This is a genomic window from Burkholderia sp. PvR073 (genome assembly GCF_054055695.1).
This window is the reverse complement of the sequence record NZ_JBSRXO010000014.1, coordinates 161,763-173,949: the sequence shown is the minus strand read 5'-3', so window position 1 is coordinate 173,949 and position 12,187 is coordinate 161,763. Positions and strand designations below refer to the sequence as shown.

Genomic DNA, 12,187 nt, shown 5'->3' with positions numbered 1-12,187 from the left:
CCTAGCGGTGGCAACATCGTGGAGGTTCGAGTCCTCTCCTGGGCACCATCTGTTTTTTGAAAAGGTCGGCTTATGCCGGCCTTTTTTCATTTCCGCTTCCGGAAGCGCGATATCGCGTTCATATCGCGAGTCACACCGCCCCTCCCCATTACGCGCGCCACGCGTACCGCATCTCCTCCCTCGTCATCTTTGCGCAAGGACAAATCACCTCGGCCTTCGCGACGAGCTCACGTGCGTCGTCGACACCAAACAAACGACCCGCCGGATCGCGCCGAAACGTTGCGCCGACCACGACCGCGAGGTCGGCCGGCAGCCGAATCCTGCGCCTCATCGCACCCGCAACGACGCACGATGAAAACCTGCCACGCCCGCAAACCCACGCCCCGCCTGCTTCTCCGGCCGAAGCCGGGATTTCCCTAGGCTGACATGCCGTTGCTCACGCGGTTAAATAAATCAACGTGATTTATTTAATGCGTCGACAGACGACGCACCATGGAAGGAGACGCCATGAGAAGCCCGCACATCGGCCAGGGAAGCAACTCGGCCAACGTGCGCCGTTACAACGAGCGCCTGCTGTTGAAGACGCTGCGCCGTGCGGGCAGCGCGTCGAAGGCCGACCTTGCGCGTCTCGCGAGCATGACGGGCACGGCAGTCGGCAGCATCATCGCGTCGCTCGCCGACGCGAAGCTGATCGAATTCGCCGGCCGCACTGAGGGCCAGCGCGGCCAGCCGGCATCGCTGGTCCGTCTCGATCCGCGCGGTGCGTTCGGCATCGGCGTCCATCTCGACCGGATGCGCATCGAAACGGCGCTCGTCAATTTCGCGGGCGACGTGCTCGGCCGCCGCTCGCACGACACGCTGCTTCCTCCTCCCGCCGACGTGCTCGACATCGTGCGGCGCGACATCGATGCGATGCAGGATCTGCTCCCCCCGCATGAGCGCGCACGACTCACGGGCGTCGGCGTCGCCCAGCCGTACAACCTCGGCGCGTGGATGCGCGAACTCGGCCTCGCGCCCGATACGTTCCGCGCATGGGAAGACGTCGATTTCGCGAGCGACCTCGGGCGCATGCTGTCGCTGCCCGTGTTCGGCGAAAACGACGGCAACGCGGCCGCGATCGCCGAACTGTTCTACGGGTACGGCCGACAGTGCGACGACTTCGTCTACCTGTTCATCGGCCCCGCGATCGGCGGCGGCATCGCCGTCGACGGAGACTGCCTGCGCGGCGTGACCGGCAATGCCGGCGACATCGCCGTGATTCCCGTGCCGCCGAGCCGGCTGGCGTCCGCACCGCCGCCGCGCGGCCCGTGGGACATCCTGCTCGCCCGCGCGTCGCTGCATGCGCTCGTGCGCCACCTCCGCCATCACGGCGAGACGGTCGAGAATCGCGCCGACCTCGAGGCCTGCATCGCGCGTGGCCTGCCGGCGGTCGACGAGTGGATCGACGACTGCGTCGACGCGCTCGCACCGGCATTGCGCGCGGTGCTGTGCGTCGTCGATGCGCCGGTGGTAGTGCTCGACGCCGATACCGACGCCGGCCTGCTCGATGCGGTGACGACCCGCCTGCGCGCGGCGCTCGTTGCCACCGCGCCGGAAGCGCGCGGCACGCCGACGCTCGTGCGCGGCACGTTCGGCGCCGACGCCGGTGCGATCGGCGCCGCGACGCTGCCGATGTTCTTCAACTTCTCCCCGCGGGCCGGCATCCTCAAGGGCGCCCGCACCGAATCGCAGGAGGTCAACCATGTCGCGATCTGAGTCGTCCCGGCCGCTGCTCGAGATGCGCCGGATCAGCAAGACGTTCCCGGCCGTGCGCGCGCTCGACAACGTCAGCCTGACCGTCTATCCGGGCGAGATCCATTCGCTGATGGGCGAGAACGGCGCAGGCAAATCGACGCTGATGAAGATCCTCTCCGGTGCGTACCGCGCCGACGCCGGCGGCGAGATCCTGATCGACGGCGAGCGCATCGACGTCGACGGCCCGCTCGCCGCGCGCGATGCAGGCGTCGCGGTGATCTACCAGGAGCTGTGCCTCGCGCCGAACCTGACCGTCGCGGAAAACATCTACGTCGGCCGCGAACTGCGGCGCGGCAACCGGCGCTGGGGCACCATCGACCGCGCGGCGATGGCGCGCGGCTGCCAGGACGTGCTCGCCCGCCTCGGTGCGCCGTTCGGTCCGGACACGCTCGTCGGCACGCTGTCGATCGCCGAGCAGCAGCTCGTCGAGATCGCGCGCGCCGTGCACACCCGCGCGCGCATCCTCGTGATGGACGAACCGACGACGCCGCTGTCGTCGCGCGAGACCGAGCACCTGTTCGGCCTGATCCGCCAGCTGCGCGAGGAAGGCCTCGCGATCATCTACATCAGCCACCGGATGGCGGAAATCTATGAATTGTCCGACCGCGTGTCGGTGCTGCGCGACGGATCGTACGTCGGCACGCTCGAGCGCGAATCGCTGTCGGCCGAGCGGCTCGTCGCGATGATGGTGGGCCGCGACATCTCCGGCTTCTACAAGAAGGAACATGCGCCGTACGACCCCGGTCACCTGCTGCTGTCGGTGCGCGACATCGCCGACGCCGATCGCGTGCGCGGCTGCAGCCTCGACCTGCATGCCGGCGAGGTGCTCGGCATCGCCGGGCTCGTCGGCGCGGGCCGCACCGAACTGGCGCGGCTGATCTTCGGCGCCGAGCCGCGCACGCGCGGCGACGTGAAGCTCGGCGACCGCGCATTCGGCGCGCATTCGCCGCGCGACGCGATCGACGCCGGCCTCGTCTACCTGACGGAAGACCGCAAGCGCCAGGGCCTGTTCCTCGACATGAGCGTACGCGACAACATCAATATCTCGGTGTGCAACCGCGATGCGCGGCTCGGTGCGCTCGATCTCGCACGCGGCGCGCAACGCGCACGCGACGCGATCGCATCGCTGTCGATCCGCGTGCCGAACGCCCACGTCAACGTCGGCGCGCTGTCGGGCGGCAACCAGCAGAAAGTGCTGCTGTCGCGCCTGCTCGAGACGAAGCCGCGCGTGCTGATTCTCGACGAACCGACGCGCGGCGTCGACATCGGCGCGAAATCCGAGATCTACCGGATCATCAACGAACTGGCCCGCGCGGGCGTCGGCGTGATCGTGATCTCGAGCGAACTGCCGGAAATCATCGGTGTCGCCGACCGCGTGCTCGTGATGCGCGAAGGCGAGATCGCCGGCGAACTCGGCGGCCACACGCATACGCCCATCACGCAGGAAGCGATCATCGCGCTCGCGACCGGCTCGCAGGCCGAACTCGCCGACGCGCACTGACCACGGCCCCTTCATTTCCTTCTTCATTCAAGGTACCGAAATGATCAACCCGACCAAGCAGCGGAACCTCGCTTCCGCGACGGCCCATCCGGTGGCCACCCGTACGCCGCTGATGCGCGGCGCCGATCATCGCGCACGCATGCAGTCGCTGATGCGCACCGCCGGCATGCTGCCGGTGCTGCTGGTTCTCTGCATCGGCTTCGGATTCCTGACCGACGGCTTCTTCACGCTGCAGAACCTGTCGATCGTCACGCAGCAGGCATCGATCAACATCGTGCTCGCGGCCGGCATGACCTTCGTGATCCTGACGGGCGGCATCGACCTGTCGGTTGGCTCGGTACTCGCCGCGTCGGCCGTCGCCGCACTGCTCGCGTCGACCATCCCCGGCTGGGGCTGGCTCGGCGTGCCGATCGCGCTCGCCGTCGGCCTCGTGTTCGGCGCGATCAACGGCGGCCTGATCTCGTTCCTGCGCCTGCCGCCGTTCATCGTCACGCTCGGCGCGATGACGGCCGTGCGCGGGGTCGCCCGCCTGATCGGCAACGACACGACCATCTTCAACCCGCAACTGCCGTTCGCGTTCATCGGCAACGGCACGATCCTCGGTGTGCCGTGGCTCGTCGTGATCGCCTGCGCGGTGATCGCGCTGTCGTGGTTCATCCTGCGCCGCACGGTGCTCGGCATGCGGATCTATTCGGTCGGCGGCAATCCCGAAGCCGCGCGGCTGTCGGGCATCAACGTGCGGGCAATCCAGATGTTCGTCTATGCGGCGTCGGGCCTGCTCGCGGGTCTCGGCGCGGTGATGTCGTCCGCGCGGCTCTATGCGGCCAACGGCCTGCAGCTCGGCCAGTCGTACGAACTCGATGCGATTGCCGCGGTGATCCTCGGCGGCACGAGCTTCGTCGGCGGCGTCGGCTCGATCGTCGGCACGCTGATCGGCGCGCTGATCATCGCGGTACTGACCAACGGCCTCGTGCTGCTCGGCGTATCGGACATCTGGCAGTACATCATCAAGGGGCTCGTGATCATCGGCGCGGTCGCGCTCGACCGTTATCGCCAGCGCGACTCGGCCCGTACCTGACACGCTTTCCTCACCGTTCAACCATCAGGGCGCAGGCAGGTCCTCCTGCGCCCGTCCGCCAACGGACCATCCGGAGACACAACGACATGTTCAAGCACAAAGCCGCCCTGACCGCCGTCGCCTGCACGCTCGCATTCGGCGCTGCCGCCGCCCATGCAGCCGACAAGCCGCTGAAATCGATCGGCGTCACGGTCGGATCGCTCGGCAACCCGTACTTCGTCACGATCGTGAAAGGCGCCGAAGCGCGCGCGAAACAGCTCAACCCGAACGCGAAAGTGACCGCCGTGTCGGCCGACTACGACCTGAACAAGCAGTTCACGCAGATCGACAACTTCATCTCCGCGCACGTCGACATCATCCTGCTCAACGCGACCGATCCGAAGGCGATCGAGCCGGCGGTGAAGAAGGCGCAGGCGGCCGGCATCACGGTCGTCGCGGTGGACGTCGCGGCGGCTGGTGCGAACGCGACCGTCCAGACCAACAACGTGAAGGCCGGCGAGCTGGCCTGCGACTATCTCGCGAAGAAGCTCAACGGCAAGGGTAACGTGATCATCGAGAACGGCCCGCAGGTGTCGGCCGTGATCGATCGCGTGAACGGCTGCAAGGCGGTGCTCGCGAAGAATCCGGGCATCAAGCTGCTGTCGAGCGATCAGGACGGCAAGGGCTCGCGCGAAGGCGGGATGAACTCGATGCAGGGCTACCTGACGCGCTTTCCGAAGCTCGACGGCGTGTTCACGATCAACGACCCGCAGGCGATCGGCAGCGATCTCGCGGCGAAACAGCTGAACCGCCCGAACATCGTGATCACGTCGGTCGACGGCGCGCCCGACATCGAGGTGGCGCTCAAGTCCAACACGCTCGTGCAGGCATCGTCGAGCCAGGATCCGTGGGCGATGGCGCAGCAGGCCGTCAACGTCGGCTACGGAATCATGAACGGGCAGAAGCCGGCCAATCCGATGATCCTGATCGAGCCGACGCTCGTCACGCGCGACAACGTGAAGGGCTACAAGGGCTGGAGCAGCCCGCGCTGATCGCGTTGCGCGACCCGCGACCCCGGGCGGCGCCGGGCCGCGTCGCCGCGTGCGACGCGCGCCCTGCCCGTCCGCCCACCTCAACCGCCGCACCGCCGCGCGACACGCCGCGGCACGAGATTTCGACATGACGACGACGCTCCCCCGCCTGATCGTATTCGGCGAAGCGCTGACCGATTTCATCCGCGACGATGCGCAGCACTGGCGCAGCGTCGCCGGCGGCTCGTGCTGGAACGTCGCGCGCGTCGGCGCGCGGCTCGGCGTGCCGACCGCATTCGCCGGCACGGTCAGCCGCGATATCTTCGGCGACGAACTGATGCGCCGGAGCGCCGATGCCGGGCTCGACCTGCGCTTCATGCAACAGGTCGATCGCCCGCCGCTGCTCGCGATGGTCGTGTCGAAACAGCCGCCCGACTATTTCTTCATCGGCGAGAACAGCGCCGACCTCGTGTTCGATCCGGCCGACCTGCCCGATGGCGCGCTCGACGCGGCCGAGATCGTGCATGTGGGCTCGCTCGGCGTCGTGCGCGAGCCGCTCGCGCCGCGCCTGATCGAGGTCGTGCGGGCTGCCCGCGCGGCCGGCAAGCGGATCTCGTTCGACCCGAACTATCGCGCGCCGATGGCCGCTCCGTCGTATCGCGACACGCTGCGCACGCTGGCCGGTCTCGCCGACTGGATCAAGGTCTCCGATGAAGATCTGCGCGGCCTGTTTCCCGAACTCGACGAAGCCGCCGCGCTCGCGCAATTGCGCGCCTGGGCGCCCGATGCGACCGTGCTCGTCACGCGCGGCGCGGCGGGCATGCAGCTCCTGCACCGCGACACCGCGCTGTTCCAGCCGGCGTTCGCGACCGAGGTCGCCGATACCGTCGGCTGCGGCGACGCCAGCATCGGCGGCTGGCTCGCCAGCCAGCTCATGCATCCCGGCGCATCGGCCGCCGACCATCTGCGCTACGCGGCAGCCTGCGCGGCGGTCGCCTGCGCGCATGCGGGCGCGTATGCGCCGACGGCTGCCGAAGTCGCCGACGTCGTGGCCAGCCGCGCGAGCGCCGAACCGGCCGACACCGCACTGTCGCACTAGGCGGCTCCGGAGCTAGCCCGCGCGTGTGCCCCGCAGGCTCACGCGCCTGCCTTCCCGACATCGCCGCGCGCCTGCAGCAGTTGCAGGCTCTCGTCGACGCTCAGCTCCGACATCGCTTCGTCACGCAGCGTATCGTCGGTCGCGCGACTCAGCGCATGCAGCGCGTGCTCCTTGAGCCGCACGATCGCGAACTGCAGCCCGCGTGCCGCGCATTCGGCCGCGAACGTGCGCAACGACTCGATCGTCGTGCCGTCGACGTCCGGCGTTTCCTCGAGACTCAGCATCACCGTATGCGTATCGGGCGCGGCCTTCATCAGCGCGCGCACGCGATTGAGCATCCGGTCGGCGTTCGCGAAGAACAGCTGCGCCTCGGGCCGCACGATCAGCACACCGGGTATCGGCTTCGCATCGGCGTGATTCGCGACGGCGACGAAGTCGTGCCCGTCGCGCAGCCGGCCGAGCACGCTGACGTTCGGCTCCGACAACTTGCGCAGCGTCAGCAGCAGGCTCACGCCGATGGCCGCGAGCAGCCCGTGCAGCACGCCGAGCACGAGCACCGCGAGCAGCGCGGCGGCCACGACGAGCCGGTCGCGATGCCAGACCCAGTACGGCCGGAACACCGACGGATGCAGCGAATGGCTGACCGCGAAGATCACGATCGCCGCGAGCACGGGCTCCGGCGTGCGCGCGAGTTGCGGCAGCAGCAGCCACACGATCAGCGCGACCACGCCGGCCGCCCACAGGCTCGAGAAACGCGATTGCGCGCCGGCCGCCTCATTCGCCGACGTCGCCGAATAGCCCGCGCCGACCGGCATCCCGTGCAGCAGCCCCGACACGAGGTTCGCGCAGCCGATCGCGACGAGGTCGCGGTTTGGTGACACGCTGTCGCCGTGCTTCAGCGCGAAGTTGCGGATCGATCCGTACGACTCCGCATACAGGATCAGCATCAGCGCGAAAGCGAGCTCGACCGTCTGCATCCATGCGTTGCGGTCGAGTTGCGGCAGGCCGAATTCGAGGTGCTGGAAATCGATGTGGCCCACGATCGCGATCCCGTAGCGCTGCCATTCGACCATATAGCCGGCCGCGATCGACAGCACGATCACGACGAGCGTGGCCGGTACCCGCTTGCTGCGCCCGAGCAGGAACAGCAGCGCGAGCGCGCTCCCGCCGAGCGCGACGCTCGCGAGGTTCGCATGCGGCGCACCGGCGACGAGGTCGAGCGCGACATGCGGCGCATCGCTGTGCTGCACGGAAATCGCGAGGATCTTCGGCAGTTGCTTGAGGACGATCGTCAGCGCGAGCCCGAACGTGAACCCGCGCAGCACTGGCCGCGCGACGAAATCCGACATGCCGCCGAGCCGTGCCGCGCCCGCCAGGATGAACAGCACGCCGGTCATCGCGACGAGTGCGGCCGCCAGCGCAAGTTGCGCGGCGAGCGCCATCCCCGATTCGGCCAGCACGGTCGCCGCGAGCACGGCCGCCGACGACGAGGTCGACGACACAATTGCAAAGCGGCTGCTGCCGGTCAGCGCATACACCACGAGCCCCGACAGCAGTGCGATCAGACCGGCCTGCGGCGGCAGGTTGGCGAGCCCCGCATATGCGACCGCCTCGGGAATCAGCAGCCCGGCGATCGACAGACCGGCGAGCGCGTCAAGGCCGATGCGCCGCGTGGGCGGCGGCGTTGCCGCATCGAGTGCAGCGAAATGCTCGGGATGCTGCGGGCCGGCATCCGGACGGGGCGAGGCGGTCGTCATGAGGCGGTAGGCGCCGTGCGCGTGTCAGGGTTTGGCAGCGATGACACCCGACCAGCCGGGCAGATAGCGCGCGTCCTGGTCGTGTGCGCGGCGCAGCGAGACGTCCAGCGCCTTCGAGAAGTTCTTGCGGATCTGGTCGAGCGTCACGTGCTGGCGCAGGTAGTCGGCCCACAGGAATTCGCTGAACGGCGTCGCATCCTTCGCATAGCCGCCCGCCGTGCGCAGTTCGCCCGCGAGGCTGCGGTACGGATCGTCCTCGAGCCCCGTCAGTACCTTCGGCAGATTCGCGTAGTCGCGACGCGAGCCGTCCGAACCGAACGGATGCACCCACTGGTTGTGCTCCATCATCCGCCAGAAGATCGTGTCCTCGAGCCAGGACAGATCCTTCAGCAGCATCGCGTTCACGCGCGTCTGCCCTTCCTCGATCAGCGCGAGGCCGAGATGGTGATGATCGGTGATGTAGTAAAGGCCGCCCGGGCCGAGGACGGCCGGAAACCAGTGAGAGTCGATCGCGGCCTTGCGCGCACGCTTGTCGAGCGCTTTCCAGTGCCTGCGCTTCGCTTTCACTTCGCGATAGCCGACCGTCATTTGTGTCGGACGTAATGCGTCGAGCCGGACGGGAATGAGATGAACGTCGTTGCCGAGTGCCATGGTCGTACCCCATGTTGGGAATTTCCGGCAACGATACTCCTGATCGTGCGAACTGCTAATACCTCGCGATCAGGATCGGCATGCGCTTGACCTTCTCTGACAACCGGCGTCGCTGCCGCGTCACGTCACGTCACGTCACGTCACCGCGTCAGGCTCGCAGGTCGTCGCGCTCGAGACGATGACGCACGTAGGGAATCCCGTCGTGCACGACGCTCACGCGCCGCATCCCGAGCTTGCGGGCGACGTTCAGCGAGCCCGTGTTCGCCTCGGCGATATCGGCGATCACGCGCGGCAGCCGCACGGTGTCGAACGCATGACGCACGACGGCCGCGGCGGCTTCGCACGCGATGCCGCGCCCCCACGCCGCGCGCACCAGCCGCCAGCCGATCTCGACGTCGCGCGCGCCGTCCGCATAGTCGGGAATCAGCAGGATCCAGCCGATGAACGTGCCGGGCGCGGCCTTCTCGAAGATCGACCAGTAGCCGAGGCCCGGCGGATAGTCGCGCGTGATCCGGTGCGTGACGAAGCGGCGATGTTCGTCCGGGTCGTGCCACGGGCCCGCGATGTAGCGCGTGACCTCCGGATCGCGATCCATCTCGATGCTCGCGTCGAGATCGGCCAGCACGCGCGGGCGCAGCCACAACCGCTCGGTCTCCAGGACGGGCAATGCGGCTACGGAAGGTTCGGTCATCGGGACTCCTGATTCGGGGGCGACGCGCATCGTGCGCATCACGCATTACATAACTGCTACAAAAAGCCTTCAGTAATGATGCAGACGCCTGACGCTCGTCTCACACGCCGTTGTTTCCGCTTTCTCAACAGATCATTTCGTAGGGATTATTCCCGATTCACGATTATCGCGCCCCACATCGGACGGCATCGCGGCCTACACTCGGTCCATGCCCCCGCGCCGCGCGCCAGCCGGGCCGGCATCCGCCTTCAGATCGTGAGCGCAAGAAGCCCAACGAGGAGACCTCGGACATGAGCTGGACCCGCGAACAACGCAACGTCACGATCGCCGCCTACCTCGGGTGGACGCTCGACGCATTCGACTTTTTCCTGATGGTCTTCGTGCTGAAGGACATCGCCGCCGAATTCGCGTCGACGATCCCCGCCGTCGCGTTCGCGCTCACGCTGACGCTCGCGATGCGCCCGATCGGTGCGCTGATCTTCGGCCGGCTCGCCGATCGCTTCGGCCGCCGCCCGACGCTGATGGTCAACATCGCGTGCTATTCGCTGTTCGAACTCGCATCGGGCTTCGCGCCGAGCCTGACCGCGCTGCTGGTGCTGCGCGCGCTGTTCGGCATCGCGATGGGCGGCGAATGGGGCGTCGGCTCCGCGCTGACGATGGAAACCGTGCCGACCCATGCGCGCGGCTTCGTGTCGGGCTTGCTGCAGGCCGGTTATCCGAGCGGCTATCTGCTCGCGTCCGTCGTGTTCGGCCTGCTCTACCAATACATCGGCTGGCGCGGGATGTTCATGGTCGGCGTGCTGCCCGCGCTGCTCGTGCTGTACGTGCGGGCGCACGTGCCCGAGTCGCCGGCCTGGAAGCAGATGGAAAAGCGTACGCGGCCGAGCCTCGGCGCCACGCTGCAGCAGAACTGGAAGCTCACGATCTACGCGATCGTGCTGATGACCGCGTTCAACTTCTTCTCGCACGGCACGCAGGATCTCTACCCGACCTTCCTGCGCGAACAGCATCACTTCGATCCGCACACCGTGTCGTGGATCACGATCGTGCTGAACCTCGGTGCGATCGTCGGCGGCCTGTCGTTCGGCGCGATCTCGGAGCGGATCGGCCGCCGGCGCGCGATCTTCATCGCCGCGCTGATCGCGCTGCCGGTGCTGCCGCTGTGGGCGTTCTCGAGCGGCCCGGTCGCGCTCGCCGCCGGCGCGTTCCTGATGCAGATCTCGGTACAGGGTGCGTGGGGCGTGATCCCCGTCCACCTGAACGAGATCTCGCCCGACGAGATCCGCGCGACCTTCCCCGGCGTCGTCTACCAGCTCGGCAATCTGCTGGCGTCGGGTAACGCGACGATGCAGGCGTCGCTCGCGGTTTCGCAAGGCAACAACTACAGTTTTGCCCTCGCGCTCGTCGCCGGCATCGTCGCCGTCGTGATCGCCGTGCTGATCGTGTTCAGCCGCGAACGGCGCGGCATCGACATGACGCAATCGGTCAATACGCGTACCACCGTCGGCTAAACCCGCGCGTTGCCGCATTGCATCATCGCGTGTGCCCCGTCCCGCCGGGGCCGCACGCGATGTATTCCGCATCTGCACATCGAACTAGAGGAATTTGTCCAGATTCCCTGCTTGCCCGCGCCGCCTGCGTTTTTTTATCTTAATAAAAACGGCTGTTTGAATTACATAATCAAATCACCTGTTCGCGGCCGCGCGACCGGCATTGGGAGGCGGGACATGGCAGTAAGTCAGGAGGGGCGATCGTCCGCGGGACGGTCGTCCGGGACGCGGGCACCCGGCAGTCGGCAGGCTGGCGGAACGAAGGCGCGCATTCTCGATGCGGCCGAGGACCTGTTCATCGAGCATGGCTTCGAAGCGATGTCGATGCGGCAGATCACGTCGCGCGCGGCGGTAAACCTCGCCGCGGTCAACTACCACTTCGGCAGCAAGGAAGCGTTGATCCACGCGATGCTGTCGCGTCGGCTCGATCAGCTCAACCAGGAGCGCCTCGGCATCCTCGACCGCTTCGATGCGCAACTCGGTGCGCACATCACCTGCGAGCACGTGCTCGGCGCGATGTTCATTCCGGCGCTGAAGGCGTCGCGCGACCCCGATCGCGGCGGCCCCGCGTTCCTTCGCTTGATCGGCCGCGCGTACACCGACCCGTCGCCGTTCGTGCGCAACTTCCTGACCGCGCACTATGCGAGCGTCGCGGGCCGCTTCTTCGATGCGTTCCAGCGCGCGCTGCCGCATCTGCCGCGCACGGAACTCGGCTGGCGGCTGCACTTCGCGATCGGCGCGCTGTCCGGCGCGCTGGCCGGTGCCGAAACCGAAAGCCTGATCGACGAATTCTCGCAACGCCGCACGATGAACGACGTGCAGATGATCGCGCGGCTGTCCTCGCTGATCGTCGCCGCGCTGAAGGCGCCGATGCCCGACAGCACGCAGTTGTCGATCTTCGCGGCCGTGCTCGACGATGCGGGCGCGAGCGAAGCCTTCGGGCTGCCGCCGGGTACGGCCGCGGCCGATACGGCGACCGCACATTCGGCGAGCTGATTGCGTCACGCCGCGCAGGCGGCGATTCACGATTTGGGCGGCCCGGACCGGCGTTGATGC

General features: G+C 67.6%; 10 protein-coding genes. 7 read left to right on the top strand and 3 right to left on the bottom strand.

Annotated features, from left to right (window positions below; translation table 11 throughout):
- The first annotated feature begins 507 nt into the window (after positions 1-507).
- The 5 genes from ACVK00_RS30630 (at position 508) to ACVK00_RS30610 (ending at position 6,482) form a co-directional block, all read left to right on the top strand.
- Positions 508-1,755 (top strand): ROK family protein, encoded by a 1,248-nt coding sequence (locus tag ACVK00_RS30630; RefSeq protein ID WP_228907515.1) that lies wholly within the window; start codon positions 508-510, stop codon positions 1,753-1,755.
- Positions 1,742-3,295, top strand: a complete 1,554-nt coding sequence (locus ACVK00_RS30625) for a sugar ABC transporter ATP-binding protein (RefSeq protein WP_284891614.1) — start codon at positions 1,742-1,744, stop codon at positions 3,293-3,295. The genes ACVK00_RS30630 and ACVK00_RS30625 overlap by 14 nt, the downstream gene beginning before the upstream one ends.
- 40 nt (positions 3,296-3,335) lie before the next feature.
- Positions 3,336-4,373 carry an ABC transporter permease subunit gene (locus tag ACVK00_RS30620; RefSeq protein WP_166721531.1) on the top strand — a complete coding sequence of 346 codons (1,038 nt, stop codon included), beginning with the start codon at positions 3,336-3,338 and terminating at the stop codon, positions 4,371-4,373.
- 86 nt (positions 4,374-4,459) lie between these two features.
- A complete protein-coding gene (locus tag ACVK00_RS30615) occupies positions 4,460-5,404 on the top strand; it encodes an ABC transporter substrate-binding protein (protein WP_166721530.1) in 945 nt (314 codons plus the stop codon).
- 127 nt (positions 5,405-5,531) lie between these two features.
- Positions 5,532-6,482 (top strand): carbohydrate kinase family protein, encoded by a 951-nt coding sequence (locus ACVK00_RS30610; RefSeq protein ID WP_284891616.1) that lies wholly within the window; start codon positions 5,532-5,534, stop codon positions 6,480-6,482.
- 38 nt (positions 6,483-6,520) lie between these two features.
- Here ACVK00_RS30610 and ACVK00_RS30605 read toward each other — a convergent pair whose 3' ends face one another.
- The 3 genes from ACVK00_RS30605 to ACVK00_RS30595 all read right to left on the bottom strand — a co-directional run bounded on the left by ACVK00_RS30605 (position 6,521) and on the right by ACVK00_RS30595 (position 9,581).
- A complete protein-coding gene (locus tag ACVK00_RS30605; RefSeq protein ID WP_284891617.1) occupies positions 6,521-8,239 on the bottom strand; it encodes a SulP family inorganic anion transporter in 1,719 nt (572 codons plus the stop codon).
- Between the two features lie 24 nt (positions 8,240-8,263).
- On the bottom strand, positions 8,264-8,890 hold the full coding sequence (locus tag ACVK00_RS30600; protein WP_228907511.1) for a ParB-like protein: 627 nt from the start codon (positions 8,888-8,890) through the stop codon (positions 8,264-8,266).
- A gap of 148 nt (positions 8,891-9,038) precedes the next feature.
- Positions 9,039-9,581 carry a GNAT family N-acetyltransferase gene (locus tag ACVK00_RS30595; protein WP_284891618.1) on the bottom strand — a complete coding sequence of 181 codons (543 nt, stop codon included), beginning with the start codon at positions 9,579-9,581 and terminating at the stop codon, positions 9,039-9,041.
- Between the two features lie 290 nt (positions 9,582-9,871).
- Here ACVK00_RS30595 and ACVK00_RS30590 point away from each other — a divergent pair, with 290 nt between their 5' ends.
- Both ACVK00_RS30590 and ACVK00_RS30585 read left to right on the top strand, forming a co-directional pair.
- Positions 9,872-11,092, top strand: a complete 1,221-nt coding sequence (locus tag ACVK00_RS30590) for an MFS transporter (RefSeq protein ID WP_284891621.1) — start codon at positions 9,872-9,874, stop codon at positions 11,090-11,092.
- Positions 11,093-11,308: 216 nt separating this feature from the next.
- Positions 11,309-12,127: a TetR/AcrR family transcriptional regulator gene (locus tag ACVK00_RS30585; RefSeq protein WP_228907508.1), complete on the top strand. Its 819-nt coding sequence runs from the start codon at positions 11,309-11,311 to the stop codon at positions 12,125-12,127.
- The last annotated feature ends 60 nt before the right edge of the window (positions 12,128-12,187 follow it).